Consider the following 24908-nt stretch of genomic DNA (forward strand, 5'->3'; position numbering starts at 1 on the left):
CGGTCATGACCATCACGAAGATCATCAAGGGCCCGCACCGCTTCGGCGGCTTCTGGTGGGTCATCGCCGACTGCAAAGGCACCAAACAGCACATGTCCTTCCGAACCGAACAACAGGCTCGCGCCATCGCCCCAGGGCAGGACAGCGTGACCCTTCATTAAAACCTTCTGCCGCCGCCGGCGGTGTGGAGAATCCCATGGAAACTGAAATCCTCTCCGACGAGGAGCTGGCCGAACTCACCGGCTACAAGGCCAGGGCCTACCAACGCCGCTGGCTGATTGACCGCCAGTGGGTGTTTGTCGAAAGCCGGGGCAAGCGCCCGCTGGTGGGCCGCATGTACGCCCGCATGAAGCTGGGCATGATCAGCCCTACCATTGCCGACCCGAACCCACCGCCGGCCGCGCCGGCATGGACGCCAGACTTCTCGCGAGTGAACTGATATGCGACCCCGCAAGACCGAGCACCACCACCTGCCTCCACGGATGTACAAACGATCCCGCAAACGCAAGAACGGCACCACCTGGACGGCCTACTACTACCGCGACCTGCTCGGAAAAGACATACCGCTGGGCAAGGATCTGGACAAAGCCCGGTTGAAATGGGCCGAGCTGGAAGCCAAGGAAAAGCCGCTCGATCTCCGCACCATGAAAGGCATCTTCGATCGGTACATCCGCGACGTGGTGCCCAAGAAGGCGCCGCGCACGCAGAAGGACAACCTGGCTGAGATCAAACAGCTGCGGCCGATGTTCGACAGCGCGCCGATTGACTCGATCACGCCGGCGACGATTGCCGGATACCGGGACGCCCGATCGGCAAAGGTTCGGGCCAACCGCGAGATCGCGACCCTCTCCCATATTTTCAACATTGCCCGGGAGTGGGGCCTGACGACAAAAGAAAATCCCTGCCAGGGTGTGCGCAAGAACAGGGAAACGCCGAGGGACTATTACGCGAATGATGTGGTTTGGGATGCGGTGTACAAGAAGGCAGCTCAGGAGCTGAAAGAAGCGATGGACCTGGCATATCTGACCGGCCAACGGCCGGCGGACGTGCTGGTCATGAGGAAGGATGATGTTGAAGGCGGGTATCTGACCGTTCAGCAAAACAAGACGCAGAAGAAGCTTCGAATCCAGATCACGACCGGCGGGGAATCAAACAGCCTGGGCAAGTTGATCGCAGCAATCACAGAGCGAAATGCCCAGCACGTTTCGAGTTACCTGATCATCAACCGGAGCGGTAAACGAATGACCGCCACGATGCTCAGGAAACGTTGGGACGCGGCGCGGGAAAAGGCAAAACAGGAAGCCCTTGAACAGGGCGACGACCTGCTTGCCGGTCGGATCGGTGAGTTCCAGTTCCGTGATATCCGGCCGAAAGCTGCGTCGGAAATCAGCGATATCGGCGATGCAAGTCTGCTTCTGGGTCACACGAAAGGCGACATCACCGAGCGGGTTTATCGCCGTGTCGGCGCCATCGCGAAGCCGTCAAAAGAGTGAAGAAAAGAGTTCCATAACTCGAAGTGCACCCCTTGTAGAATGCGGTCTGCAGGGGTGATGAAAACTGAAAGTAATGGAACGAAAAACAGCTACAACGTCCAGCCCGTTTGAATCTATTTAACGGTCTTGAAAACCGTCGACTGTAACAGGTCCATGAGTTCGAATCCCATCGCCTCCGCCATATTTGATACGACAAAGCCCTGATTATTCAGGGCTTTGTCGTTTCTGACGTTTCAGAATTTCTGCTGACATCTGGAGGTGTTCCATAACTGGCAGCTTTTCCTCCTTCACTAACGTCCTGCCAACCGAAAATTTCCCCTGCTACTCCGGTTTCGTCCATGGTCCGGCTCTAAACCCTGTTAGCACTGAATCAGGCACTGGATCACGTCGAAGTGGCGTAAGCGGTCGGTTGCGGTAGAAGCATTCGATGAATGCTTCTACCGCCGTCTACCAAAACCAATACGGCAAGAACTTTGGCGTGGGCTCGATCATCAGTTCCAGGTGATAAGTGATGGGATTGAAGAAAAACATATCCAGAATCAAAAACGCCCCTACCCCGAACGACAGCGTCATGAACTCGCGATAAGGATGTTCAGAGAAGTACTCGCGTCTGGCGTGGTAGAAGCTCAACAGCGCAAACAACCCCAGGCCTGCGCCGAGGTAGTTAGGCTGCAACGGAACTTCGGCAAAGTGGTTGTAAACCAGCACCGACACCAGCATCCCCAGCCCCAGTACGGGCAACTTCAGGCAAAAGTTCAGCAGGCCGTTTTTGGCGCGTACGAAGGCGGCTTCCTTGCTGACGAAGAGGTACGCGGCCAGCAGTGAGATGGCCGGAGTGATTGCCAGGATGTAGCGTGCTTTCTTGGAGCTCGGGATTGTGAACAGCACCAGCAACACCAACAGCCACCCGGTCAGATAGAGCAGCAGGTCGATGTCTTTATCGCGGGTCGAACGGAAGAACAGTTTGTACTTCTTAAGAATCACGTTGATGGCGTAAAACACCGTGAAGCCGTAGGTAAACAGGCCTGCTGAGAAGTAGAAGTAATAACGCGGCGCATGATCGGAGCCGAAGCGTCCAATGCCCTGCATGTTCAACACTTCTTCCAGAAACGGTTGTCCCCCTTGCAGGTAGGCTGCCCATGCCAGCAGCACGACCCCGGCGGCCAGAATCAGGCCCGAGAGGAATGAAAACAGCAGCAACATGCGCCATTGGCGGCTCAGGAAGTAGTAAGCCCCGATGACACAGGCGGGCCCGATCAGACCGATAGGCCCACGAAACGCAAAGCCCAGCGCCAGCCCTACGAACAGGAACACCAGGCGACGCGGGTCCTTTTTCAACTCGGCCGAATAGGCCACGTAGAAGCAGATCAACGTAAACAGGGCCGGATAGATATCCAGTGCCAGTGAGTTCACGCCGTCCAGAAAGGCCCAGGTCAACAGGCTGAAAAGTACGCCGTATGCGCCCCACTTCTTGCTGTGCAATGCCCCGAGCCTGTAAATGAACACCAGCATCAGGGACGCGGCAATGCAGGAAGGCAGCCCCATTGAAAGTATGGAGACACGGCCGAACGGCAAGGAAACCAGATAGACCAACAAGGTATTGAGGACCGTGTAGTCGGGATAAGGCTTGAGGTCGTCGGCAATGGGAAACAGCGTGACGCCGTGCAGCAACATGTACTCGGCAAAGTCGACAAAGCGTGTTGTGTAGTTGAGGACAGCAGGTTTGTACTGCAACACCATGAACACGGCCAGTGTCATGAAGAAAATGCTCAGGCATGGATTTCTTGCAATCAATCCTTTCAACATGCCTGCCCGCCAAGTGCGCTCTACAACAAGCGGGGCATCAAATCGATCCATCGGTAACCCTTTAGTGAAGTTGTTCTTTTTGGCCAGAATCCTGAATGTCCGGTAACGCTGGAATTGGCTTCCTGCTTCCCGGAAAGTTGAATTTGAGACTAGCCCACGGCGGGGACTATTCAAGCATTGCGCGCCCCAACATTCCCTGAACGAGACTGACGAAAGTCAATAAAAAAGCCCGGCCAGAACCCTTCGTCACTGACGAAGAGCATCTGGCCGGGCTTTTGGCTGTTCAGTTACTGGTTATTGACGGTGATGTAGGGGTCCCAAGTGTTGTCCGAGCCAATCTGGTTCATGTCGCGGTCGTACAGCGCGAAAGTGATTTTGTACCAGAGTTTCCCTGGATCCTGAGCGGTGGCTTGCCACAGAGTGTAGATCACGTCGGTTTTCGAAATACCGCCGACACCGGCGTTGTTCAAATAGAGCACCACACCGGGGACGTTGAAGTGTATCGGTTTCGTCATGGTGCCCTTGTAATCGCCGCCTTGGTGGGGGTCGCCGCTCTCGATGTCCTTGATCACAGCAATGCGGTCGAAGTTGCGCGACAGTGTGGTGGCGCGCCAGCGGATGTTGTCGCCGGGCCTGACGTCGATCCACAATTCGCTGCCGCCTTCACCGGTGTCGCCGCTGGCGTGGCTGTCGACGGCATCGCGCGTCACTAGCATGGAAATGGCGCCGCCTACGTTCTTGGGATGAGCGAGCAGATAATCCACATCGATGTTGACTAGTACATCAATGGTTTGGGTCGCACTGGACATATTGATGCTCCTTATAGTTGAGATCGCATAAACGACCGCGCCCGCAAGGGCTGTCCGGCTCATCCGGTCCCTGGATGCGGTCTGCGGAGAACGATAGGAGATGGCTTTATGGTGTCAACTTGCGATCAGTTGACGCGGGATAAACGCGGTGTTATGCGGCGCGACCAAGGCTTTGATTTGCTTCTGCGCTGGCCAATCTCGTCATGGTTTTTTGGATGTTCGCTGACTGCTCGAGTTGGTAAAGGCGCACACTGGACGTCGATAAATACTGATGAAGCGGCATCTATATGGGCGTTTTCTTTAAAAAAGGGGAACTGATTTATTTGCAGTCCCCTTTTGCACAGATAATACAGATAATAAATCAGTCCCCTTTTTTGCATCAGCCGACCTGCGTGTCGCGCAACTCCCCCAGCGCTTCAAGTTAGTGCCGTTGTTGAACCGCCATCTCGGCACGAACATAAAGGGGGCCATAAAGGAGACTGATTTATTTTCAGATTTTTCCAGATAAAGCGCCTTGGGCGGCACCGGACCAAGAATGGATTTCATCGTGGATTTCCTGATCAACGTGTTGGCTTACAAGACTGGCGTTTTCGTGCTGCGATTGCTGAGTGGCGGCCGTTTCAAGGGAGAAAGCGGTTTTGCCTGGGGCTGGGCACTCGTCGTTGGCGGTTTGGTGCTTTATACACCTTTTGTGGTTTTTATCGCCCTGCTCATTCATTACAGCGGCGGGTAGCTGTCCGTCGCTCGCATCATCTTCGGAAGCACACGATGCGCTTCATCTTCAAAACTCATCAATATCGACCTATAAAAATGAAAACATCGTTCACGGCTTTACTGGCCACGTTGTTCATCACTCAAACAGCACCCTCCTTCGCAGACAATATCAACGGAAAGAATCTCTACTCACAGAGATGCGCCGTGTGCCACGGTCCCGATATCAAGGGAACCGGCCCATTGGCCAATAAAAGCAATCCGCCGGCTCCCGACCTGACAACGCCCGCCTTCAAGAAACGACTGAGCGATTACCCGGGCGTGATCGTGTCCTCGATCATCCTTCGCCCGAACGGCGACCTGATTCCAAAAACCTTGCGCGAAAATGGTGTAAAGATCCCGCCACACGCCTGGAGCGTCAGCGACTTTCGCGATTTGAATCAGTACATGAGCGACGTCATTTCAAAAAAGCAGCACTGAGCCGGGTGCTAGCCTCCATCAGCCTTTTTGTCGGAACCTTTTATGTTTTCAATCAGGTCAACGACGTAGTCCTGATTGAAGCCTGCCACGAATGACCAGAACAGCAACTTGGCGTAGGCCGCATATCCCTCCGCATGCTGGCAAAAAATATCGTTGAAGATTTGCTTCAAGCATTGGGGATCGTCGTCCGGCACGATCACCGGAAACAAATCGCCTCGGATAACGCCGGAAAGGAACAAGAGATACAACAGCCCCGCCAGAATCCCGCCTATGAACGAAGGCAGGATCAGAGCGAACCATGATCGGGAAAGGTTTTCGATTTCGTCTTCAGTGAGTATTGAAAGTCGTCGGTGAAACCCTACATAGCCCCCGATGTTCCCGGCGATACAAACGATAAAGGGTACTTTGTAGTCGGGCAGACTGTAAGTGACGGCAATCGCCAGCACTAACAGCGCTATGAAAATCCAGAATATTCGCTTCCAGATGATGTTGAGGTCTTCCTGACGATTCATGATCAGCTCCCTGATCCTGGCCATGTGTTGATTTTTTAGACGATAGACGAATCCTGTCGCGCGCATGGGGGATCACACCGGAAAATGTCGACAGATCACTACAGAAAGAACACATCTGGGCTACGACACATAAGCACAACATCGGCTCTGGCAGCATCGTCAAATGAAGCTAAAACTACTCCTCATCAGCCTACTCTGCTGCATCAGCCCCCTATCCCGTTCGGCCGACGTTCCGATCAAAGAACACCTCCATGTGAATGAAAGGCCGCAGGTCGCTCAGGTTTTGACGGGTAGCTCGCTTTTTTTCACAACGACTCACCATCGTCCAATTGGTTGAGCAACCACTCGCCGCGATGCCAAAGCGCCTGTTGTTTGGATTCAGGCATGCGGTCGAGGTTTTTGTAGATCATGCTCATGCGTTGATTGCCACGCAGTCGGTCACCGTGACGCATTAGAAAGTGCCAGTAAAGCGAGTTGAAAGGGCAAGCATCGTCTGTAGTGCTTTCGCTCACTTTGTAGGCGCAGCCACGGCAATAGTCGGACATGCGCTTGATGTATTGGCCGCTCGCACAATAGGGTTTGGAACCTAGATAGCCGTCATCGGCGTGCATGACCATGCCCAGCGTATTGGGTAGTTCCACCCAGTCGAAGGCGTCCATGTAGATAGCCAGATACCACTCACATATTTCACTTGGTGCGATACCGGCGAGCAGTGCGAAGTTTCCGGTCACCATCAGTCGTTGGATGTGGTGAGCATAGGCATGTTCCAGGCTTTGGCCGATAGCCTGGCGCATGCAGTTCATCTGCGTTTTACCTGTCCAGTAGAACTCTGGAAGCGCTCGCGTATTACCGAAGGCATTTCCATGGGCATAGTCAGGCATCTTCAGCCAGTAGACACCGCGGACATATTCACGCCAGCCGATCAGTTGTCGAATAAAGCCTTCGGCGGCGTTGAGTGCGATGCTGCCGGACCAATATGCAGATTCCACATCGCTGCAAAGCTGGCGAAGATCCAGTAAGCCGATATTAAGTGCCGCGCTTATACGAGCATGAAACAGAAACGGCTCATCGCTGGCCATGGCGTCTTGATAGTCGCCGAAGGCTGCCAGGCCCCAATCGAGAAAGTAATCCCACAGGCTCTGAGCCTCGGCGTGGGTTACCGGATAGTCGAACGTGTCGAGGGCGCCATAGTGACTGGAGAAGTGTTTGGCAACTAACGCAAGCACGTCCTCGGTGATTGCGTCTGGTGTAAAACGGGCTGGCGCAGGCGGCCTGACACCTTTGGGCAAGGCTTTGCGGTTATCCGCATCAAAGTTCCAGGCCCCTCCGACCGGGCCGCCGTCGCCATTGAGTAACAATCTGTTCTTGCGACGCATCTCTCGATAAAAGAACTCCATGCGCAGCTGTTTTTTGCCCTGCGCCCAGTGGGAGAAATCGGCACGTGTGCAAAGAAAGCGACGATCTGAATGCCACTTGATTGCCAAGCCGCAGTCCCTGATTGAATGCTCCAATCGCCAGTCACCGCACTCCGTGATGTGCAGTTCATCCGGCTTTAGGCGTGAGTGCCAGCGGTGTAATTCGCTGGGCACGGATCCAGTGTTCTCCGGATCATTGAGCGTTACGTACTGCACCCTGATTCCCCTCTGCTGCAACGCTTCGGCGAAGTGACGCATAGCGCTGAAAATCAGGACGATCTTTTGCGGATGATGAGGAACGTGACTGGCCTCTTCCATCACCTCGACCAAGAGCACCGTATCGCGCTCTTGATCCAGCGCCCGCAGAGAGGCAAGGTCGAAGGATAATTGGTCGCCCAGGACGAGGCACAATCGGCGAGTCGTATTCATCAATCAAGTTCCAGTTGATGGGGGCGAAAAAGCCCGATGACTGCGTAGATTTGATCCACAGAACGGCATTCTGATTGTCACTTGAGCCTGGCCCACGACGAAGACTATCAAGGAGTACGCTCCCGCACTCCCCGTCAGAAAGTGTGGCCATTTACCAAGTTCACTCGTCGTCAAAATGATGAGTATGAGCCCGCAAGGAATCGGGTATTCCTACATGGATCAATCCGCCTGCCTCAATCCACGCCTGGGTTGATTGATATGCCCGTTGCAGAAGTTGATCCGTCTGATTGAAGTCGAACACTGAAGCGTCCAGCGGACATAACGGCGGCACAACATGGATAGCCGCGCGCACGCTATACAGTTCAATGTCGCGCACCAGTTGACGCATACTCATCAAGTTGAGCGTGTGCAAGGCTAATGCGACCAGCCCGCTCGGTGGACACGGGCAAGCACAACCAAATCCGGTGGGCAGAACGACAACTCGCGTTGCACCCAATGCAACTGCACTGGCGATCGGCGTGTTACTGGAGACTCCGCCATCAACCAGGAACTTCGAGCCGACTTGTACGTTGGGAAACACCAGCGGAATCGCAGCGCTGGCCATTAATGCCTGTTCAGCATTACCGCTGGATAAAAGCTCTTCAGCACCGTTAAGTAGATTGGTGGTGACGATATAAAGCGGCAGTTCGGTCTCTTCGATCAAATCGACCGGCAGTGATCGGCGCACTAAACGGTGCAGCGCAGACGCACTCAGCAAGTGCCCGCGACGATTGAGGATGCCCTTCAGCGTGTCGAGTACCGAGAACGGAAACACATCGGACTGGCGCAAGCCGCGCCAGAAGCCCGCAAGCTCGGCCACGCCTTTGGCGTTGGGTCTGGCGGCAAAGTAGGCGCCGTTGATGGCGCCGACTGAAGCGCCAATCACCAAGTCGAAAGCGAGCTCGGCCTCTAACAGCGCCTGCAACATCCCGACCTGAACCGCGCCCAGACTCCCGCCACCAGCAAGCACAAGCGCAGTTTTGACTGTTGGCATGGCATACCTGACCGAAATGCTGCCCAGACCTGAAAAGCATAGCTGGCCGACGACCGCGCCCGGCGGAATGTTTTGAACGCTGAATGGGGGACTACACTTGATCTTGGGTTACGACGTTATTCGAACCCGGAGCTCCCTATGCCAACTGCACCTGAAGCGACTCATACCGTCCACCTGCGTCCCGGGAACAGCCATCCCCGGTGGTTGAGGCTGACGCATTGGCTGAATGCATTGGCGGTGCTGGTCATGGTCACCAGCGGCTGGCGCATCTACAACGCTTCCCCGCTTTATGGTTTTAACTTTCCTGATTCGATCACCTTGGGCGGCTGGCTGGGTGGCGCGTTGCAATGGCACTTCGCGGCCATGTGGATGCTGGTTGTGGTCGGCCTTCTCTACCTGATGACCAATGTATTGAGTGGTCGTCTGTCGCGACGTTTTTTCCCGTTATCCATCAAAGGTTTTTTTCAGGATCTGGGGTCTGCGCTGCGGGGACGGTTGGGGCATGCCGATGTCAGCCATTACAACCACGTACAGCGCGTCGCTTACTTGTTCGTGATGCTCGACATTACCGTGCTGGTGATTTCCGGGCTGGTTTTGTGGAAGTCCGTTCAGTTTCCGCTACTGCGTGAACTGTTGGGCGGCTACGACAGTGCCCGGCATGTGCATTTCATTGCGATGTCTTTGTTGGTGGCGTTCTTCGTGGTGCATCTGGTGATGGTCGCGCTCGTTCCCAAAACGCTGTGGGCGATGATTGTCGGCCACAAGGAGCGCCTATGAGCAAGCGAGTGCAAAGGCCTGAGCTGGATGAGTCGTCCATCCTGAAGGACGCCCGCAAAGTGCTTGCCTCTCGGATAGAAGACAGCTCCCGCCGCACTTTCCTGTTGCGCGGCCTGACGTTGGGCGCAGTGGCCATGCTGTCCGGCTGCAATATCTCGGATAACGAAAGCATTGATACAGCGCTGTCCTCCATGTCGCGCTTCAACGACAGGGTGCAGGGCTGGCTATTCAACCCGAACGCCATGGCTCCCACCTACTCCGAATCGATGATTACCCGGCCGTTTCCCTTCAATGCTTATTACGGCATCGACGAAGCGCCCGCCGTAGATGAAGACAGCTACCGACTGGAAGTCACCGGAATGGTGGCCGACAAGCGCAGCTGGAAACTGGAAGAACTGCGGGCCATGGCCCAGATCGATCAGATCACCCGGCACATATGCGTCGAGGGCTGGAGCGCCATCGGCCGTTGGGGTGGCATACGTTTCAGTGACTTCCTCAAGCGCGTTGGCGCCGACACAGACGCCAAGTACGTCGGTTTCAAATGCGCCGACGATTACTACACCAGCATCGACATGGCCACGGCGTTGCACGCGCAGACGCTGCTAACCCTGACCTACGACGGCACCGTCCTGCCACGTGAATATGGCTTCCCGATGAAGCTGCGCATGCCCACCAAACTGGGCTACAAGAACCCGAAACACATTCAGGCGATTTTCGTCACCAATACCTATCCCGGGGGTTATTGGGAAGACCAGGGCTATAACTGGTTTGGTGGTAGCTGACGCCCGCCACGATATTCGCTTCCGGATGATGTTGAGGTCTTCCTGACGATTCATGATCAGCTCCCTGATCCTGGCCATGTGTTGATCTTCAAGACGATAGACGAATCCTGTCGCGCGCATGGGGGATCGCACCGGAAAATGCCTCGAAGGTCCGCTTCCGAAGCAAAACGCACCCTCGCAGCCTATCGGGAGTCGCCGACAGCGACCGTCCTCAAGCCAACCGCATCGACACTTCAATGTCATCGGCGAATGGCACGCTGAGATAACCGTTCTGCGGCGAACGCACATGCGCCAGATATTCCGGGCAGTAATCGGTGTTGTCGGCGATCACCAACGCACCGGGCCGCAGGCGCTTTTCCACCAGTTTCAGCACGTCGCCATATAACGCTTTGGCGCCATCGAGCAGCAACAGATCGACTGTTTCCGGCAGATTGCTCGCCAAGGTCATCAGCGCATCACCTTCGCGGATTTCAATCAGATCACTGACGCCCCCTTCAACGAAGTGATGTCGCGCCAGTTCGATTTTCGACGGTTCGAATTCACTGCCGATCAGCACACCGCCGCCGTTGTCCCGCAGGGCCGCGGCCAGATGCAAAGTGGACAGGCCGAACGAAGTGCCGAATTCGATGATGGCTTTGGCCTTGCTGCTGCGCGCAAGCATGTACAGCAGTTTTCCGGTGTCGCGGGAGACAGGCAGCCACAGGTCCTTGAGCATGCCATATAGCTCGCGGTACTCGGTTTTGCTGTGCATCAGGCGTTCGCGTTCTTCGTTGGATACGCTATCCAAAACCGGACTGGTGGCGGCGCTGGCCCGGGTGTAGAGGCGTTCGATCAGGGTTGCAAGAGGTTCTGTGGTCAATGCTGTCATGATGGTTATCCGTCAGTTGAGGGCTAGAATGCGAAGGATTCGTCGCGTTTAAATGATGCGAGCGAATGGCCCGCTTCGCTATTCGCATTCCCTTTTCACGCCTGAGCCGACCATGACCGACCGCCAGACTGCCCGTATTTCTTCGCGCAAACAGCCGCAGCAGGCACGCTCCGCCGAATTGGTTTCGGCGATTCTGCAGGCGGCTATTCAGGTTTTGGCCAAGGAAGGCGCGGCCCGATTCACCACGGCGCGGGTTGCCGAGAAGGCTGGGGTGAGCGTGGGCTCGCTGTATCAGTACTTCCCGAACAAGGCTGCGATCCTGTTCCGGTTGCAGAGTGATGAGTGGGTGCAGACCACAACAATGCTGCAGCGGATTCTGGAAAATCAGGAAACACCGCCACTGGATCGTCTACGCACGCTAGTGCATGCGTTCATCCGTTCGGAGTGCGAGGAAGCGCAGATGCGTGGCGCGTTGAACGACGCGGCACCGCTGTATCGCGATGCACCGGAGGCCCATGAAGTACGGGCGGCGGGCAAGCGTACCTTTGAGGTATTCATGGTTGAGTTGCTGCCACAGGCCAGTGAATCCAGTCGCACACAAGCCTGCGATCTGATCCTGGCTACGCTCAGTTCGGTCGGCAAGGACTTTTCACTGAGCCCGCGCAGCAACGAGGAAACCACGGCCCGTGCGGAGGCGATGGCGGACATGTTTCATGCTTACGTGGTTTCGCTCGATGCCAAGTAAAGCTGTCGATACGCCGTCACCAGTTGGTCCTGATTGAATGCCAGATTGCGACCGCTGGGGTTGGGCAGAATCCACACGTTTGCCCCGCCGAATGTCGTGTCCTGTGCGCCCCATTCAAGCGCCTTTTTCCCGGACAACCCGGCATAGGCAACTTTGCCGAGAAACGCGACATAGCGCGGCGCATAGCGTTTGATCTTGCGCTCGAAGTCCCCCGCCGCTGCGGTGAATTCCTGCGCTGACAATTGATCCGCCCGTGCCGTCGGCCGCTCGACCACGGCAGTCAGCCCGCAGAGGTAATGCAGTATCGAGCGATCGTTTTCCGGGGCCACTTCAACAGGCGTGAACCCGGCCAGATGCAGCGTGCGCCAGAACCGATTGCTCCGCCCGGCGAAGTGATGCCCCTGCTCCGCCGCCAACAGGCCGGGATTGATCCCGCAGAACACCACGGACAGGCCTTTGGTCAGGATGTCTTCAAGTTTTTCGCCCGCCATAAAAGCCTCTGCCACCCATGTTGTCGACAGTTATAGCCGTAGCGTCCGCATCATCAAACGACTTTTTACTGGGCTACTTGAACACCGGCACCGGCACCGCCCCCGCCCCATCCGCCTGCTTGAGATACTCGCGCAACCGCGCGCCGATTTCCGCGATCTTCGCTTCGCCCTCTCGCAAGGCCTGCGGGTTGGTGTGCACGGAGTAATTGCCCAATGCCAGATCGTAGGGATGAGGCTGCGCCGAGCCGATCACGAACACCGTGCCATCGCGCAGGGCCTTCAGGGTAACGGCACCGTTGCCCGGCTCGAAAACGGCCATTTCGCCCGCGCTGACCAAATCCGGTGTCGCCAGCAATCCACGGCTGACGCTCAGCCATAACGACTCGTGGCCTTCGGGTGGCGTGTAAGTCCAGGTTTCGCCTGCACTCAATGTGACCAGCAGATAATTGATACCGGCGGGTGCCCGCACCGGGCTTTGCATGCCTTGATGGACGCCCAGAATCACCCGCGCCGGCCCCACCTCAGGCATCGCGGCGGACTCCAGATACTGGCTGTCGACACTGGCGTTCTCCAGCTCCGGCGGCAAAGCCACCCACAGTTGAAAGCCCTGAATCCGCTGCGAAGTGCCCACCGACATTTCCTTGCCGTGCCACACTCCGCCGCCCGCGCGCATCCACTCGACACCACCGTAATCGATCATGCCCTTGCCCGATCCGGCGTCCTCAAAACGCAGGTTGCCTTCGGTAATCACCGTCACGGTGGCGATCCCCGAGTGCGGGTGCATCGGCATGTTGTGAATGAACGAGGCCTCGCCTTCGAACAGGTCGAGGAACACGAAAGGTTTGATCAACTGGCCCAGATCCGAAGGGCTCATCAGCCGCACGATCGACCCGTGTCCGCTGCCGCTGGTGCGGTAGCGAAGGGTGCGGTGAGTGACAGGTTCGCGGGTATAGCCGGAGAGGTGTTGCTGAACGGTCATGATGATTACTCGATTCTGATGCGGGGAACGGCCAACAAACGGCAAAGCGCCGCGAGGGAACCTGTCCCTCGCGGCGCTTGGCTTTCAGCGGCGACGGGCGTCGAGGCTGAAGCGACCGGCACCGAAGGCCACGACTTGCAGCAGGCCGCCGGCCATGGCGATGTTCTTGAAGAAGTGGATGAACTGGTTCTGGTCAGCCAGTGCATTGTGGAAGGCCAGTGCGGTGAACACGCTGAATGCGGCCAGCACAGCGGCGACGGTACGGGTGCGGTAGCCGGCGATCAGCGCCAGGCCACCACCGATTTCGACGATGATTGCCAGTGCCAGCGCCACTTGCGGCAGCGGCAGCCCCACCGAGCCGATGTAGCCGATCATCATGGCCGGCGCGGCGAGTTTGGAGAAACCGGAGAGGATGAAAATAACGCTGAGCAAGACGCGGCCGATCAAGGCAGCCGAGGCTTGTCTGGTGTCGGAAGCGTTCTGTACAGCAGTTGCTTGAGCGATGTTTGCAGAAGTAGCCATGGGAGAATTTCCTTCAATGGGGTCCGGTTCGACTTGAACCGTCCGGATGAAGAAATGTTGCGCCTCGGCAGCTCATCTGAATAGCCGACTAATTTAGATCGTTACGTTCGATAAAATAGGTAAGCTGTGCATCCAGTAACGTTCCTCACGGTAACTCAAGGACACCGACATGATCTCCGACCCAGGCACACCGACTCTTGATCAACTGCGGGTCTTTCTTACCGTCGTCGAAGTCGGCAGTTTTGCCGCCGCGGCGCGCAAGCTCCACCGGGCGACCTCGGTGATCAGCTACTCGATTGCCAATCTCGAAATGCAGCTGGGCGTCACCCTCTTCGACCGTGAAACCACCCGCAAGCCGCAGCTCACCGACGCCGGCCGCACGGTGCTGGCTGAAGCCAGGACCATCGCCAACGGCGTGCATGGTTTGCGCGCCAAGGTCAAAGGCCTGCTGCAGGGGCTGGAAGCCGAAGTGCATGTGGTACTCGACGTAATGCTACCGGCCGAGCGCGTGGTAGATGCGCTGAAATCCTTTCGCGAAGAATTCCCCACCGTTGCCCTGCATCTGCACATGGAAGCGCTCGGTGCCGTGACTGAACGGGTGATCAATCGCGGCGCGGTGGTTGGCGTCAGCGGGCCGATGAATGACGGCATCAACGCCATTGAAAGAATCGGCATCGGCAGCGTCGAGCTGATTCCCGTGGCAGCGCCGAATCATCCTTTGGCGAGCGCCGAAGGCAATGTTCCGGGTGCCGGGCGCGAGCACACACAGCTGGTGCTGTCCGACCGCTCGCAACTGACCAAAGACAAGGAGTTCGCTGTGCTGAGCAACCGCACCTGGCGCCTGGCGGACCTCGGCGCCAAACACATGTTGCTGCGTGAGGGCATCGGTTGGGGCAACATGCCGAGGCCGATGATTCAGGAGGATCTGGACAGCGGCCGACTGGTACAACTGGATTTGTCGGAGTACGCCAGCGGGCAATACACCTTCGAGGCCATCTACCGCACCGACGCGCCACCGGGCCCGGCGGCGCGGTGGTTGATCGAGCGTTTCGTTCAGCAGAACACGTACGAGACTTGATCCGGCAAGTTGACGAGCGATCACCCGAATGTTCAGATGCCGCCCTGTTTCAGGTGTCCCATGCCGCCGTGCATGGGGTGAAACGGGAAACCGGTGCGTTCGTTTCGAACAAGTCCGGTGCTGCCCCCGCAACGGTAGGCGCGTGATGCTTTCAACACACCACTGTGGCCACACGGCCATGGGAAGGTGAAAGCGTCCAGACGCGCGAGCCCGGAGACCGGCCTGAAATGCTGTTTGGCAAACTCCTGCGGTGGGCGGGCATGGGCCGGTGTCGGCGTGTGCGCGATGCCTTCTCCTGCATGCTCTTCTGCGAAGATCCTTTCGAGAAGACGATGATCAAACCTTTCAATACCAAGGCTCCATCCCTGTTGTTCGGCTGCCTGTTCAGCCCTCTGTTGCTGGCCGATGACGCGCCGCTCGAACTCACTCAGCAAATCGTTTCCGCGCCGTCCGTGGAGTCCACCACCGTCGCCGACATGGCGCAGTTCGGCAGCAAGGTCGAGATCGTCACCCGCGAGCAGATCGAACGCGCCGGCCCCAGCGCCGATGTCAGCCGCGTGATGCAGATGTTCATTCCCGGCCTGTACGTCGCGCCGAAAAACGGACCGTTCGACTACGGCACCTATTCGCTGCTGGGCGGGCGCAACGATGACACGCTGATCCTGCTCGATGGCGTGCGCCTGAACAATCGCCTGTACGGCGGCCTGTACCTGGACACCCTGCCGGCCAACGCCATCGAACGTATCGAAGTGCTCAAGGGCGGGCAGAGCCTGCTGTTCGGCACCCAGGCCGTGTCCGGCGTGATCAACATCGTCACCCGCAGCCCGCAGAGCCGCAAAGCCTCCGGCGAAGTGAACATGGGCGTGGATACCTTCGGCGGCACCACCGAAGATGCGCGGGTCGAGAACATCTTCACCAACGGTTTCGGCGACCTTGGCCTGCTGGCCTACGTCAGCCATAACGTTTCGGACGGCTACCAGCCGTTTCGCAATCGCGACATCAGGAACAGCAGCGAAAAAGACCGCGCCTACGAAGTCACGACCTTCGGCGCCAAGGCGATTCAGTCCTTTGCCGATGACACGCGCCTGGAACTGTTCTACCAATACGCCGACGCCAACCTCGATTTCGCCCGCCCGGTGGACAACCACAAGACCACCAACGACCGCATCCAACAGATCGCCACGGCCACCTTCGAACAGAACGTCAACGAACGCCTGAGCTATTTCGTCAAAGGCCACATCAACGACTGGGACACCCGCTACACGCGCATCAACAACACGTCCGATGGCGGTGTAAAAACCATCAACCACAACGACTACTGGGGCTTCACCGACTGGGGCGTGCAGGCCGAAGGCAAGGCTGAATTGCCCGGCGGCCATGTGCTGGTGTTCGGCACGGACAACCAGTGGTTCAAGGGTCAGGACGACGTGCTGATCATCGACAACGACAAGGCCGAAGCCCACGCGTTCTACACCCAGTTGCGTCCGAAGATCGATGCCCTGCCCGACTGGCACCCGAGTATCGGCATCCGCCACGAGGCCATGAGCGGCGGCGACAGCGCCACGGTCGGCATGCTCACTTCGCTGTACGACCTCAATGAAAACTGGTCTGTTCGTGGGCAGTACGGCACGGCCTACAAACTGCCGAACGCCGAGCAACTGTTCGTCAACGAGCCGGGTGATGAACTGGGCAACCGCAACCTGAAACCGGAGAAAAGCCGCAACGCCGAACTCGGCCTCGATTACAAAGGCTTGCTGATCGACCGTGAGTTCAGTGCCAGCGTCACCCTGTTCAAACGCAAGATCGATGACCTGATTACCCTCGACGACATCCAGTGGGTCAACGGCCAGGGACGGATCCAGATGCGTGGTTTCGAGGCGGACGCGAAACTGGCGTTCAACGATCAATGGAGCCTGCAGGCAGACATGACCCGCAACCTGACCGAGTCCCGCACGGGAGTGACGATCAACGACGTACCGAGCTTCTTCGCTCGTTCGCGCATCGGTTACGAGTCGGTTGACCGGATGTGGGGTGCCGGCAGCGCGATCCGCTACATCCGCGATGTGATCAGCTCGAAACAGGTCGAGTACGGCCATTATTCGGTGGTGGATGCCGACGCTTATCGCTATCTCGACGGTGCTCATCAGCACCGGTTGAGCCTGCTGGTGGAAAACCTGTTCGACCGCGACTACGTCACCAGCCGCTCGAACAACGTCGACAACCTCGGGCGGCCATTCACCTCCGAAGTGCGCTACACGTACCGTTTCTGATGGCAGACATCATCACCACCGACGGCGTCGATTCGCACCCGGACTGGTCGCACGTGCCCGAGCATGCGCGCCACGTATTTCTTTGCACCGGCCCGCGCTGCACCCAGCGCGGTGCTTTGCAGATATGGAAAACCCTGCGTCGGCACTTGCTCGCGCATGACCGCATCGAGACACCGGGCGGGGTTTTGCTGACCCGCACGCACTGTCAGTTCCCGTGCAATCTTGGCCCGGTGCTGACGGTGTATCCGGAGACCTGCTGGTATGGCGTACGCAGCCACGCCGATGCGCAGCGACTGGTCGAAGTGCATCTGGTGGGCGGTGAAGTGGTCGAGGATCTGCTGATCAGGGAGCGCTCGTGAGAAGGCTGTGTTTGCTAGTGGGCGCCCTGCTTTGCGGTTCCCCGGTTCTGGCAGATGACTACCGCAATTGTGGCGAGACCTGGCACCTGCCGGGGTCGCCACCGTCGCGGATTGTTGCGCTCAATCAGCATGCAGCCGATCTGGTGTTGGCGCTGGGTGCGGGCCCGACGCTGGTGGGCGTCGCCTATCTGGATGATACCGGCGCGCGTCAAGCCGAGTACTTCGGCGTGCCAGTGATCTCGCACCGCTATCCGTCGAGCGAAGTGCTGTACGCGCAGAAACCGGATCTTGTGGTCGGTGGATTTGCGACGGCGTTCGGCAACGGCGTGACGTCACGTAGCGGACTGGGGCGCAACGGCGTGGCTTCGTATCTGCTGGAGTCGGCCTGCAACGGACACTCCCTGGACTACTTTGAACACATCCGCAACGACCTCTCGACCCTCGGCGCCTTGCTGCACAAACAGCAACGCGCTCGGGAACTGAGTGATGCGATGGATGCCGATCTGGAAAAGGCCAAGGCTTTAACCCGTCCGGGCAGGCCGCTGTCAGTGTTCTACTTCGACAGCGAGGTCAACGGTCTCGACAGCGAAGGCCGGCGTGGTTTTGTCACCACTCTGCTGGTCGCCGCCGGGGCGCAAAACCTGTTCGCCAGCATCAATCAATACCGGGTGACCGTCAGCCGCGAAACCCTGCTTGCCAGTGACCCCGACGTGATCCTCCTGGCCGACGCGCAATGGTCGCCGGCCAGTCGCAAGCGCCAGTTGCTGATGCAGGATCCGGTGCTGTCGACCCTGCGGGCCGTGCGTGAGGACCGGATGATCGATATTCCGTTTACGCATCTGTTACCTACGGTGGGCAGTGGTCGAGTGGCGCTGGAGTTGGCAGAGCGGCTCAGGGCCTTGCCTTGAACATCACCGCGAGATTTATTCGCAACAGCAATAAATGACGAGACGGTTATCCCGAGAGACTGTTAGAACGTCTGAACGAACGTTCCGTTTGCTCACTTTGATCAAGGAAGATAAAAACAATGAAAAACGCTTTCGGCATCCTGCTTCTGATCTGCCTTTCCGCCAGCTCAAACGCTGACGAAAACCCCATTGGCTTCCGGACTTCTACATTGACGGACGCGCACAACGACCGTCCGCTGGAGATGGTTGTCTGGTATCCCGCGCAGACCACCGCCACCCCGCAATTGATTGCCGACGATATCGTGTTCGTCGGGACATCCGCCGTACGCGATGCCCCACCGACTGGCGGCGAGCATCCGTTATTGGTGCTCTCCCATGGTTACCGAGGGAACTGGAGCAACCAGGCATGGCTGGCCACAGCTTTGGCCCGTCAGGGTTACATCGTGGCGGCAGTCAACCATCCCGGCACCACGACGCATGACCGCAGTCCGCAAGCCGCTGCCCAGTTGTGGCAACGACCTGCCGACATCAGCCGCGTCATTGATGCAGTCATCGCTCGGCCCGAGCAACTGGGTGCCGTTTCGATGCGTCGAATTGCCGTAGCCGGCCATTCACTTGGCGGCTGGACCGCCCTCGAACTCGCGGGCTCACGGTTCGACCCCGAGCGTTTTGCCAAGGACTGCGCAGTCCATCAGAAACTGGCCAGTTGTTCCGTCTACAAGACGATCAACGTCGCCGACACACCAGAATCCAAAAGCCGGATGAGCGCGGACTTAAGCGACAAACGCGTCGGCGCCATCGTGTCACTGGACCTGGGCCTGTCACGCGGGATGACCGACGCAAGCCTCGCCGTATTGCCGGTGCCAACGCTGGTGATTGGCGCTGGCGTGCCATCCGAAGACCTGCCCGCCCAACTGGAGTCGGCCAATCTCGCCCAGCGGCTGCCTTCGGCATCGTCGCAGTATGTCGAGATCAGCGACGCCAGCCATTTCAGCTTCGTGGCATCGTGCAAGCCAGGCGCAGTGGAGTTGCTGGAAGAAGACTCGCCAGGTGACGGCATTATTTGCGGGGATGGCGGCGGCCGTTCGCGTGAGGTGATCCAGCAACAGCTTGTGACGTTGATCGACGGCTTTCTGACCCGGTCGGCTCAAAACTGATGGCGCTGTTGCCTGCACATCGACGTTACGTCAGGATTCGTTCCTTTTGATCGGAAGGAGCAATCGTGGAACGTCTCTTCGTTTATGGAACTCTGGGGCCCGGCCGGCCGAACGAGCATGTGATGCTCAACATCGGTGGCACCTGGCAGGCCGCTTCGTTGAAGGGGCGTCTGTCGCACGCCGGCTGGGGTGCAGCGATGGGGTTTCCCGGGCTGGTGATTGCTGAAGATGGCGACGTCATTGAAGGCTTTGTGTTCTCTTCAGAAAACTTCCAGCAGCACTGGGCGGCGCTCGATGAGTTTGAAGGGGCCGAGTATCAGCGGATTTTGACCAAGGTGACTCTGGATGACGGGACGGCAACGGATGCCTGGGTCTACGCCCTGCGCTAGGCAACTTCACCAGAACGGTTATGCCCTGCTGCGCCAGGCAATCCCGGCTGCGTGGCTGACCGGACTTCGGCACACGTTCGACACCGGCGTAAAACCCTCAAGCGATTGGCCCGTGCCCCGGGGCATCGACTGGCGCCATTCGCTGCTGGACACCGACCCGAGCGTTCAGGCTGTGTGCCGGTTGCCACCATTGCTGGCGGTGGTGGGTGAGTTGATCGGCGAGCGCTTCTTCCTCTCCCAGGTCGAAGGCCGCGAACCGCTCGCCAACGGCGGCCACCAGCAACTGCACCGCGACTTGGCGGCGCAATGTCCCGGCGACACCGCCATCGCGCTGGTCTACCTCGACGACTACGGCCCGGAGAACGGTGCAACCCGCATCGTCCCCGGTAGCCATCGCCCTGCACCGGGTGCGCCCCCGTTCGATTTCACCGACGAATCCCGGTCCGTGCAACTAACGGGCAACGCGGGCGACATCCTGATATTCGATGCTGATCTGATTCACGCCGGCAGCCTGAATGCCACCGGCGCCCGTCGTCGCACACTTTTGATCACTTATTTTTCGGAAATGCTCTACGCATCACACCTGGAAACGGTGGTTCTCAGAAACATTCGAATGGACACCAGCGAACGGTTCGACCCAGCAGAGTTTGCCCTGAGGAACGCTGGACAATTCATTTGACTTGATTGCCTTGGGCAACTATATAGTTGCTCAAGGCAACTATCTGAGCATCTGCCATGTCCGCGACTCCATTGATCGAACGAGCCGACATCGTCCGGCAATTCAACCGCTTCTACACCCACCAGATCGGCGTTCTGCAGGAACACCTGCTGCAAAGCGACTACTCGCTGACCGAGCTGCGCATCCTCTACGAACTGGCCTCCGGCGGTGACCTGACCAGCGCCGACCTGCGCCAGATGCTGAGCCTGGACGCGGGTTACATGAGCCGGCTCATCAGCGGCTTCGACAAAAAGGGCCTGATCCAGAAGGTCCCCTCCGCCACCGACGCCCGCGCCAGCCTGTTGCACATCACCGACCTCGGCCGCGAAATCCTCGCCCCGCTGGAACAGGCCTCTCGGCAGGAAGTCATCACGCTGCTCGAACGCCTGGCCGAGCCGCAGCAACTGCAATTGATCGAGTCCATGAAGCAGATCCAGACCCTGCTCGAGGGCCACAAACAATCGACCTACCTGCTGCGAGACCCACAACCCGGCGACATGGGCCTGGTGGTGCAGCAACAAACCGTCATCTACACCCGCGAATACGGCTGGAACTGGGAGTTCGAAGCGCTGGTCGCCGAGATCGTCGCCAAGTACCTGCGCGAGTTCGACCCTGCCAGCGAACGCTGCTGGATTGCGGAAAAGGATGGCAAGGTAGTGGGCTCGGTGTTTGTCATCCGGCACGACGCAACCACAGCAAAACTGCGCATGCTGTTTGTAGACGCCAGCGCGCGCGGGTTGGGGATCGGCAATCGGCTGGTCGAGGAATGCCTGAGGTTTGCCCGGGATGTCGGGTACAAAAAGATGATTCTGTGGACGACCAGCAATCTGGTGGATGCGCGCAAGTTGTATCAGCGGGCGGGGTTTGAGTTGGTTGAGGAAGAGCCGATATTCAGCTTCGGGAAGGAGTTGGTGAGTCAGACGTGGGCGATTGAGCTTTGATGCTCTGTTTCGTCTGATTCTGATTTTTAAAGGGGACTGATCTATTTTCAATAATTAATCAGTCCCTTTTTCGCTCCAAACGCTCGATTGCTTCGAGGAGCTGGCCATCGAAGTACTCGGTTTCATCTCGCGCCTGGTCTTTCAAGCGGCGCTTCGCCTCGATGAGCATGTGTTTGGTGGCAATGTTCTGATTCAAAAAAGTAGCAACCATAAGATCATTCAATCTCTCCAAAGGCGTATCCCAGGCCTCCTTGCAACGCTGAATGAGTCCTGTGGGGGCATCCCCACTCCATGGACCTGCGATATCCGAGACTGCCAGGGTGGAGGTCATGAGCCTGCCTTTGTGAGCAATTGAAGGGCTGGTAATTTCGCACGCTCGGGAGTTGGGTGAATAGCAAAATCGAATCCCGTTTCTGGCCGTAAGCGCGTCCACATCACTTCCCAGGCAATCCCCCAGCAACGTGTTGATCTCAAGCAATGTGAGTGCGAGCAATCTGCATAGAGGGCCAAGTGCTGCACCCAATTCGATCAAGCACGCCCTTCCAGAATCTCGAATGAATCATCAAGGGGCGCGTACCCGATGGTTTTCCTGGTCTGATCAATTGAAAGGCGTTTGTAGCGGTTATCCGAGACACCATGGACAACATGGAAGCCACTCAGCTCGGCCTGGACGCATCGCTCCAGTAACGCAACGACATCCCTGTAGCTGATAAACGCGGCGACGTCCCGGGCGCTGTGGGTTTCACCAGCGTGAAATCTGGCTACGTTCGCAATACGGACTGCGATCGTTGTCATTTGCCCATCGTTTGCATACATCGAGGCCAGCGCTTCGCCAAACGCTTTGCTGACCCCGTAAAGGTTGCCCGGTTTAGGTGCCATCCATTCATGGATCTGGACGTCTTTCGGATACCCCTCAATCGCCTGGGCACTGCTCGCAAATATGAAGCGCTTGCAGCCTTGCGTTTTTGCGGCGAACAGCATGTTGTAAGTGCCGATAATATTCACAGGCAGCAGGGAGCAGGTGAAGTCGGCGTCCGAGTTTGGATCGGCAGCGAGATGGATCACAGTGTCAATGCCTTCGCAGGCCTCAAGACAACTGGCCTGATCCCTGATGTCGAGAGAGAAACGTTGTGCCGAGTCCGGAAGTGTTGCCACGTCTAGATCGGCCAGACGCAAATCGGATTTATCTTCTCGTGCGGTCCAGAAAGCCCTGCCGATCTGGCCCGAAGCCCCCGTGATCAAGATTTTTGGCGTGCTCATGTCCGTATGTCCTTTTGGTAAGCGTCACGCCAGCGTCTCAGGCTTAGGACCGGTTCACAACGTCCAGAATGAGTGAAAAGTGTGAACGCCGAATGTTGCCTGTGGACGTGAACAGCCCAGAACCAGCAATACTGGACAGTACGAAGTGCCCCCGACCTTACGGGGGAACCAGCATCCTGCTGCCCACCCGGAGTTCCGCATGAAGATCGGCCTCATCTCCGACACCCGCCATTCGATAAGCGGTTTCAACCCGGGCAGCGCCGGCCCTGGTCGCTTCAAACTGCCGGTCACGCTGGCGATCCTGGAGATACAGCCCGACGCTATCGAACCTCGCCTCGTTTCACTGCTGGATCCTCCCACCTGAAACCGCTACCGTTCCCCCATCCAGAACAGGGAACCCACCCGCCATGTCCATCGCCGACAACCTCCTCGCCTTCACCTTCGCCGCGACACTGCTGACCCTGACACCCGGCCTCGACACCGCGCTGGTCCTGCGCACCGCCACTGTCGAAGGCAAACAGCAGGCCTTGCGTGCTGCGCTGGGCATCAACGCCGGTTGCCTGTTGTGGGGTGCGGCGGTGGCGTTCGGCCTCGGGGCGCTGATTGCGGTGTCGGAGCTGGCCTACAACCTGTTGAAGTATTGCGGCGCGGCGTATCTGGCGTGGCTCGGGTTGAACATGCTGCTGCGCCCTCGCCGTTCGCTGGCGCCCGCCGAAGCCAACGGCAAGCAGGGGGGCAACTGGTTCTTGAAAGGCATGCTGGGCAATGTGCTCAATCCCAAGGTGGGGATTTTCTACGTGTCGTTCCTGCCCCAGTTCATTCCGCAAGGGCAGCCGCTGGTGCCGTGGACGTTCGGGCTGGTGAGCATTCATGTGGTGCTGGGACTGATCTGGTCGCTGGTGCTGATTGGCGCGACGCAGCCGCTGTCCGGATTTCTGCGCCGGGAGAAGGTGATTCGCTGGATGGATCGCACCACCGGTGTGATTTTCGTGCTGTTTGCGGCGCGGCTGGCCTTCAGCAAGCGGTGAGCCGCCCCACGCCTTTTATCGACGCCTGTAGTTTCATCGGCTCAAGCGCTTGCCCAATACATATGGATATCCGTATATTCGAAACCCCATATGTATACAGGGCACGTTCATGCTCACCCCCGCCACCGTTTTCAAATGCCTCGCCGACGAAACCCGCGCCCGGGCCACGCTGCTGATCACCCGAGAAGGCGAGTTGTGCGTCTGCGAGCTGGTCTGCGCACTCGACGACAGTCAACCGAAAATCTCCCGCCATCTGGCACAACTTCGCACCTGCGGCCTATTGCTGGATCGCCGTCAGGGCCAGTGGGTCTATTACCGACTGAATCCGCAGTTACCGGAATGGGTAAGCGAGATATTGCAGACCACTCTCGCCGCCAACACCGGGTGGCTGGAAGAAAACAGCGCTCGACTCGCCGCCATGGGCGACCGCCCGCTCAATACATCCGCCTGTTGCTGAGGACCGATCATGCGCGTTCTATTCATGTGTACTGCCAACAGCTGCCGCAGCATTCTGTCCGAAGCGATGTTCAATCACCTGGCGCCGCAAGGCTTCGAGGCAGTCAGCGCCGGCAGTTTCCCCAAAGGCCAGGTGCTGCCGCGCAGCCTGACCACGTTGCGGGAAGCCGGCATTTCCATCGCCGGGTTGAGCAGCAAGGGCAACGACGCCTTCGAAGACAATCCGCCGGACATTGTCATCACCGTGTGCGACAAGGCCGCCGGCGAAGCCTGCCCGGTGTACTTCGGCCCGGCCCTGAAAGCCCATTGGGGGCTGGAGGATCCGTCGGAAGTGCATGGCGATGAGGCCGCTATCAATGCAGCCTTCCACGCCACCCTCGCCCGGATCGACACCCGCTGCAGCGCCTTCCTCACCCTGCCCTTCGCCGAACTCGACCGCGCTGCTCTCAAGCGCGAACTCGACCGCATCAGCCTGCTGTGACCGGAGCCGTC

The 24908-nt window shown here is 58.0% G+C and carries 31 protein-coding genes, 1 pseudogene and 1 riboswitch; of the genes and pseudogenes, 20 read left to right on the forward strand and 12 right to left on the reverse strand.

All coding sequences use genetic code 11. The features are described 5' to 3' along the window. Nucleotides 1–5: 5 nt before the first annotated feature. Genes CAG02_RS29770 through CAG02_RS03420 form a run of 3 tightly spaced genes read left to right on the forward strand, consistent with a single transcriptional unit; the run spans nucleotide 6 to nucleotide 1493 of the window. Nucleotides 6–161 carry a hypothetical protein gene (locus CAG02_RS29770; protein ID WP_158247731.1) on the forward strand — a complete coding sequence of 52 codons (156 nt, stop codon included), beginning with the start codon at nucleotides 6–8 and terminating at the stop codon, nucleotides 159–161. A 35-nt stretch (nucleotides 162–196) separates the two neighbouring features. After that, complete coding sequence (locus CAG02_RS03415; RefSeq protein WP_039772214.1) at nucleotides 197–439, forward strand: DUF4224 domain-containing protein; 243 nt, start codon at nucleotides 197–199, stop codon at nucleotides 437–439. Between the two features lies 1 nt (nucleotide 440). After that, complete coding sequence (locus CAG02_RS03420; protein ID WP_085708333.1) at nucleotides 441–1493, forward strand: tyrosine-type recombinase/integrase; 1053 nt, start codon at nucleotides 441–443, stop codon at nucleotides 1491–1493. 447 nt (nucleotides 1494–1940) lie between these two features. Here the strand turns inward: CAG02_RS03420 and CAG02_RS03425 are convergent, their stop codons facing one another. The 3 genes from CAG02_RS03425 to CAG02_RS29430 all read right to left on the reverse strand — a co-directional run bounded on the left by CAG02_RS03425 (nucleotide 1941) and on the right by CAG02_RS29430 (nucleotide 4654). Then, entirely contained in the window at nucleotides 1941–3251 is a 1311-nt protein-coding gene (locus tag CAG02_RS03425) for a glycosyltransferase family 39 protein (RefSeq protein ID WP_085708334.1), read from the reverse strand. 335 nt (nucleotides 3252–3586) lie between these two features. After that, nucleotides 3587–4108 carry an AidA/PixA family protein gene (locus CAG02_RS03430; RefSeq protein WP_085708335.1) on the reverse strand — a complete coding sequence of 174 codons (522 nt, stop codon included), beginning with the start codon at nucleotides 4106–4108 and terminating at the stop codon, nucleotides 3587–3589. Nucleotides 4109–4408: 300 nt separating this feature from the next. Next, complete coding sequence (locus CAG02_RS29430; RefSeq protein ID WP_139831823.1) at nucleotides 4409–4654, reverse strand: hypothetical protein; 246 nt, start codon at nucleotides 4652–4654, stop codon at nucleotides 4409–4411. Between CAG02_RS29430 and CAG02_RS03435 the strand changes: the two genes are divergently transcribed. Then, the gene (locus CAG02_RS03435) at nucleotides 4644–4841 is read left to right on the forward strand and encodes a hypothetical protein (protein WP_085708336.1); all 198 of its coding nucleotides are present in this window, start codon (nucleotides 4644–4646) and stop codon (nucleotides 4839–4841) included. The genes CAG02_RS29430 and CAG02_RS03435 overlap by 11 nt on opposite strands. 77 nt (nucleotides 4842–4918) lie before the next feature. Next, entirely contained in the window at nucleotides 4919–5299 is a 381-nt protein-coding gene (locus CAG02_RS03440) for a cytochrome c (protein ID WP_085708734.1), read from the forward strand. An 8-nt stretch (nucleotides 5300–5307) separates the two neighbouring features. Here the strand turns inward: CAG02_RS03440 and CAG02_RS03445 are convergent, their stop codons facing one another. The 3 genes from CAG02_RS03445 to CAG02_RS03455 form a co-directional block, all read right to left on the reverse strand. Then, nucleotides 5308–5811 (reverse strand): hypothetical protein, encoded by a 504-nt coding sequence (locus CAG02_RS03445; RefSeq protein WP_085708735.1) that lies wholly within the window; start codon nucleotides 5809–5811, stop codon nucleotides 5308–5310. Nucleotides 5812–6116: 305 nt separating this feature from the next. Then, on the reverse strand, nucleotides 6117–7655 hold the full coding sequence (locus tag CAG02_RS03450; RefSeq protein WP_085708337.1) for a cryptochrome/photolyase family protein: 1539 nt from the start codon (nucleotides 7653–7655) through the stop codon (nucleotides 6117–6119). A 160-nt stretch (nucleotides 7656–7815) separates the two neighbouring features. Then, entirely contained in the window at nucleotides 7816–8688 is an 873-nt protein-coding gene (locus CAG02_RS03455; RefSeq protein WP_085708338.1) for a patatin-like phospholipase family protein, read from the reverse strand. 138 nt (nucleotides 8689–8826) lie between these two features. Here CAG02_RS03455 and CAG02_RS03460 point away from each other — a divergent pair, with 138 nt between their 5' ends. Both CAG02_RS03460 and CAG02_RS03465 read left to right on the forward strand, forming a co-directional pair. Then, entirely contained in the window at nucleotides 8827–9465 is a 639-nt protein-coding gene (locus CAG02_RS03460; protein WP_085708339.1) for a cytochrome b/b6 domain-containing protein, read from the forward strand. Then, nucleotides 9462–10247 (forward strand): molybdopterin-dependent oxidoreductase, encoded by a 786-nt coding sequence (locus CAG02_RS03465; protein ID WP_085708340.1) that lies wholly within the window; start codon nucleotides 9462–9464, stop codon nucleotides 10245–10247. The genes CAG02_RS03460 and CAG02_RS03465 overlap by 4 nt, the downstream gene beginning before the upstream one ends. A 211-nt stretch (nucleotides 10248–10458) precedes the next feature. Here the strand turns inward: CAG02_RS03465 and CAG02_RS03470 are convergent, their stop codons facing one another. Next, the gene (locus CAG02_RS03470; RefSeq protein ID WP_085708341.1) at nucleotides 10459–11115 is read right to left on the reverse strand and encodes an O-methyltransferase; all 657 of its coding nucleotides are present in this window, start codon (nucleotides 11113–11115) and stop codon (nucleotides 10459–10461) included. A 112-nt stretch (nucleotides 11116–11227) separates the two neighbouring features. Here CAG02_RS03470 and CAG02_RS03475 point away from each other — a divergent pair, with 112 nt between their 5' ends. Continuing rightward, on the forward strand, nucleotides 11228–11860 hold the full coding sequence (locus CAG02_RS03475; protein ID WP_085708342.1) for a TetR family transcriptional regulator: 633 nt from the start codon (nucleotides 11228–11230) through the stop codon (nucleotides 11858–11860). On the opposite strand, the gene mug is transcribed toward CAG02_RS03475, so the two are convergent. From mug to CAG02_RS03490, 3 genes are all read right to left on the reverse strand, one after another. Continuing rightward, nucleotides 11833–12351 (reverse strand): G/U mismatch-specific DNA glycosylase, encoded by a 519-nt coding sequence (mug, locus tag CAG02_RS03480; protein WP_085708343.1) that lies wholly within the window; start codon nucleotides 12349–12351, stop codon nucleotides 11833–11835. The two genes, CAG02_RS03475 and mug, sit on opposite strands and share 28 nt — an antisense overlap. Nucleotides 12352–12424: 73 nt before the next feature. After that, nucleotides 12425–13330, reverse strand: a complete 906-nt coding sequence (locus CAG02_RS03485; protein WP_085708344.1) for a pirin family protein — start codon at nucleotides 13328–13330, stop codon at nucleotides 12425–12427. A gap of 84 nt (nucleotides 13331–13414) precedes the next feature. Continuing rightward, nucleotides 13415–13852, reverse strand: coding sequence for a DoxX family protein (locus CAG02_RS03490; RefSeq protein WP_085708345.1), 438 nt, complete (start codon nucleotides 13850–13852; stop codon nucleotides 13415–13417). A 169-nt stretch (nucleotides 13853–14021) separates the two neighbouring features. Between CAG02_RS03490 and CAG02_RS03495 the strand changes: the two genes are divergently transcribed. From CAG02_RS03495 to CAG02_RS03530, 8 genes are all read left to right on the forward strand, one after another. Then, on the forward strand, nucleotides 14022–14930 hold the full coding sequence (locus CAG02_RS03495; protein WP_085708346.1) for a LysR family transcriptional regulator: 909 nt from the start codon (nucleotides 14022–14024) through the stop codon (nucleotides 14928–14930). 34 nt (nucleotides 14931–14964) lie between these two features. Then, a riboswitch (cobalamin riboswitch) is annotated at nucleotides 14965–15171 on the forward strand. Between the two features lie 91 nt (nucleotides 15172–15262). Continuing rightward, a complete protein-coding gene (locus tag CAG02_RS03500; protein WP_085708736.1) occupies nucleotides 15263–17200 on the forward strand; it encodes a TonB-dependent siderophore receptor in 1938 nt (645 codons plus the stop codon). Next, on the forward strand, nucleotides 17200–17559 hold the full coding sequence (locus CAG02_RS03505; protein ID WP_085708347.1) for a ferredoxin: 360 nt from the start codon (nucleotides 17200–17202) through the stop codon (nucleotides 17557–17559). Before CAG02_RS03500 ends, CAG02_RS03505 begins: the two co-directional genes overlap by 1 nt. Then, complete coding sequence (locus tag CAG02_RS03510) at nucleotides 17556–18467, forward strand: ABC transporter substrate-binding protein (protein WP_085708348.1); 912 nt, start codon at nucleotides 17556–17558, stop codon at nucleotides 18465–18467. Before CAG02_RS03505 ends, CAG02_RS03510 begins: the two co-directional genes overlap by 4 nt. A 119-nt stretch (nucleotides 18468–18586) precedes the next feature. Next, nucleotides 18587–19624, forward strand: a complete 1038-nt coding sequence (locus tag CAG02_RS03515) for an alpha/beta fold hydrolase (RefSeq protein ID WP_085708349.1) — start codon at nucleotides 18587–18589, stop codon at nucleotides 19622–19624. Nucleotides 19625–19689: 65 nt separating this feature from the next. After that, on the forward strand, nucleotides 19690–20013 hold the full coding sequence (locus CAG02_RS03520) for a gamma-glutamylcyclotransferase (protein WP_085708350.1): 324 nt from the start codon (nucleotides 19690–19692) through the stop codon (nucleotides 20011–20013). After that, complete coding sequence (locus tag CAG02_RS03525; protein WP_085708351.1) at nucleotides 19988–20692, forward strand: phytanoyl-CoA dioxygenase family protein; 705 nt, start codon at nucleotides 19988–19990, stop codon at nucleotides 20690–20692. The genes CAG02_RS03520 and CAG02_RS03525 overlap by 26 nt, the downstream gene beginning before the upstream one ends. Nucleotides 20693–20748: 56 nt before the next feature. Beyond that, nucleotides 20749–21672 carry a helix-turn-helix domain-containing GNAT family N-acetyltransferase gene (locus CAG02_RS03530; protein WP_085708352.1) on the forward strand — a complete coding sequence of 308 codons (924 nt, stop codon included), beginning with the start codon at nucleotides 20749–20751 and terminating at the stop codon, nucleotides 21670–21672. A gap of 58 nt (nucleotides 21673–21730) precedes the next feature. Here CAG02_RS03530 and CAG02_RS03535 read toward each other — a convergent pair whose 3' ends face one another. After that, the gene (locus CAG02_RS03535; RefSeq protein WP_085708353.1) at nucleotides 21731–22003 is read right to left on the reverse strand and encodes a hypothetical protein; all 273 of its coding nucleotides are present in this window, start codon (nucleotides 22001–22003) and stop codon (nucleotides 21731–21733) included. Between the two features lie 197 nt (nucleotides 22004–22200). Then, entirely contained in the window at nucleotides 22201–22932 is a 732-nt protein-coding gene (locus CAG02_RS03540; protein WP_085708354.1) for an NAD(P)-dependent oxidoreductase, read from the reverse strand. A 247-nt stretch (nucleotides 22933–23179) separates the two neighbouring features. Between CAG02_RS03540 and CAG02_RS03545 the strand changes: the two are divergent. The 4 genes and pseudogenes from CAG02_RS03545 to CAG02_RS03560 all read left to right on the forward strand — a co-directional run. Next, nucleotides 23180–23296 (forward strand): annotated as a pseudogene (locus CAG02_RS03545) (metallophosphoesterase); the annotation flags it as partial. A 43-nt stretch (nucleotides 23297–23339) separates the two neighbouring features. Beyond that, nucleotides 23340–23960: a LysE family translocator gene (locus CAG02_RS03550; protein WP_085708355.1), complete on the forward strand. Its 621-nt coding sequence runs from the start codon at nucleotides 23340–23342 to the stop codon at nucleotides 23958–23960. A gap of 109 nt (nucleotides 23961–24069) precedes the next feature. Continuing rightward, complete coding sequence (locus tag CAG02_RS03555) at nucleotides 24070–24417, forward strand: metalloregulator ArsR/SmtB family transcription factor (protein ID WP_085708356.1); 348 nt, start codon at nucleotides 24070–24072, stop codon at nucleotides 24415–24417. Between the two features lie 9 nt (nucleotides 24418–24426). Next, nucleotides 24427–24897, forward strand: coding sequence for an arsenate reductase ArsC (locus CAG02_RS03560; protein WP_085708357.1), 471 nt, complete (start codon nucleotides 24427–24429; stop codon nucleotides 24895–24897). Nucleotides 24898–24908: the final 11 nt, after the last annotated feature.

Origin of the sequence: Pseudomonas sp. R43(2017), from assembly GCF_002112345.1 — a bacterium.
Lineage (GTDB): Bacteria > Pseudomonadota > Gammaproteobacteria > Pseudomonadales > Pseudomonadaceae > Aquipseudomonas > Aquipseudomonas kribbensis.

Bases quoted from the DNA above. Each gene is read 5' to 3' on its own strand.
- CAG02_RS29770 (WP_158247731.1), top strand. From the start codon at position 6: ATGACCATCACGAAGATCATCAAGGGCCCGCACCGCTTCGGCGGCTTC.
- CAG02_RS03415 (WP_039772214.1), top strand. From the start codon at position 197: ATGGAAACTGAAATCCTCTCCGACGAGGAGCTGGCCGAACTCACCGGC.
- CAG02_RS03420 (WP_085708333.1), top strand. From the start codon at position 441: ATGCGACCCCGCAAGACCGAGCACCACCACCTGCCTCCACGGATGTAC.
- CAG02_RS03425 (WP_085708334.1), bottom strand. From the start codon at position 3,251: ATGACACTGGCCGTGTTCATGGTGTTGCAGTACAAACCTGCTGTCCTC.
- CAG02_RS03430 (WP_085708335.1), bottom strand. From the start codon at position 4,108: ATGTCCAGTGCGACCCAAACCATTGATGTACTAGTCAACATCGATGTG.
- CAG02_RS03435 (WP_085708336.1), top strand. From the start codon at position 4,644: ATGGATTTCATCGTGGATTTCCTGATCAACGTGTTGGCTTACAAGACT.
- CAG02_RS29430 (WP_139831823.1), bottom strand. From the start codon at position 4,654: ATGAAATCCATTCTTGGTCCGGTGCCGCCCAAGGCGCTTTATCTGGAA.
- CAG02_RS03440 (WP_085708734.1), top strand. From the start codon at position 4,919: ATGAAAACATCGTTCACGGCTTTACTGGCCACGTTGTTCATCACTCAA.
- CAG02_RS03445 (WP_085708735.1), bottom strand. From the start codon at position 5,811: ATGAATCGTCAGGAAGACCTCAACATCATCTGGAAGCGAATATTCTGG.
- CAG02_RS03450 (WP_085708337.1), bottom strand. From the start codon at position 7,655: ATGAATACGACTCGCCGATTGTGCCTCGTCCTGGGCGACCAATTATCC.
- CAG02_RS03455 (WP_085708338.1), bottom strand. From the start codon at position 8,688: ATGCCAACAGTCAAAACTGCGCTTGTGCTTGCTGGTGGCGGGAGTCTG.
- CAG02_RS03460 (WP_085708339.1), top strand. From the start codon at position 8,827: ATGCCAACTGCACCTGAAGCGACTCATACCGTCCACCTGCGTCCCGGG.
- CAG02_RS03465 (WP_085708340.1), top strand. From the start codon at position 9,462: ATGAGCAAGCGAGTGCAAAGGCCTGAGCTGGATGAGTCGTCCATCCTG.
- CAG02_RS03470 (WP_085708341.1), bottom strand. From the start codon at position 11,115: ATGACAGCATTGACCACAGAACCTCTTGCAACCCTGATCGAACGCCTC.
- CAG02_RS03475 (WP_085708342.1), top strand. From the start codon at position 11,228: ATGACCGACCGCCAGACTGCCCGTATTTCTTCGCGCAAACAGCCGCAG.
- mug (WP_085708343.1), bottom strand. From the start codon at position 12,351: ATGGCGGGCGAAAAACTTGAAGACATCCTGACCAAAGGCCTGTCCGTG.
- CAG02_RS03485 (WP_085708344.1), bottom strand. From the start codon at position 13,330: ATGACCGTTCAGCAACACCTCTCCGGCTATACCCGCGAACCTGTCACT.
- CAG02_RS03490 (WP_085708345.1), bottom strand. From the start codon at position 13,852: ATGGCTACTTCTGCAAACATCGCTCAAGCAACTGCTGTACAGAACGCT.
- CAG02_RS03495 (WP_085708346.1), top strand. From the start codon at position 14,022: ATGATCTCCGACCCAGGCACACCGACTCTTGATCAACTGCGGGTCTTT.
- CAG02_RS03500 (WP_085708736.1), top strand. From the start codon at position 15,263: ATGATCAAACCTTTCAATACCAAGGCTCCATCCCTGTTGTTCGGCTGC.
- CAG02_RS03505 (WP_085708347.1), top strand. From the start codon at position 17,200: ATGGCAGACATCATCACCACCGACGGCGTCGATTCGCACCCGGACTGG.
- CAG02_RS03515 (WP_085708349.1), top strand. From the start codon at position 18,587: ATGAAAAACGCTTTCGGCATCCTGCTTCTGATCTGCCTTTCCGCCAGC.
- CAG02_RS03525 (WP_085708351.1), top strand. From the start codon at position 19,988: ATGCCTGGGTCTACGCCCTGCGCTAGGCAACTTCACCAGAACGGTTAT.
- CAG02_RS03530 (WP_085708352.1), top strand. From the start codon at position 20,749: ATGTCCGCGACTCCATTGATCGAACGAGCCGACATCGTCCGGCAATTC.
- CAG02_RS03535 (WP_085708353.1), bottom strand. From the start codon at position 22,003: ATGACCTCCACCCTGGCAGTCTCGGATATCGCAGGTCCATGGAGTGGG.
- CAG02_RS03540 (WP_085708354.1), bottom strand. From the start codon at position 22,932: ATGAGCACGCCAAAAATCTTGATCACGGGGGCTTCGGGCCAGATCGGC.
- CAG02_RS03550 (WP_085708355.1), top strand. From the start codon at position 23,340: ATGTCCATCGCCGACAACCTCCTCGCCTTCACCTTCGCCGCGACACTG.
- CAG02_RS03555 (WP_085708356.1), top strand. From the start codon at position 24,070: ATGCTCACCCCCGCCACCGTTTTCAAATGCCTCGCCGACGAAACCCGC.
- CAG02_RS03560 (WP_085708357.1), top strand. From the start codon at position 24,427: ATGCGCGTTCTATTCATGTGTACTGCCAACAGCTGCCGCAGCATTCTG.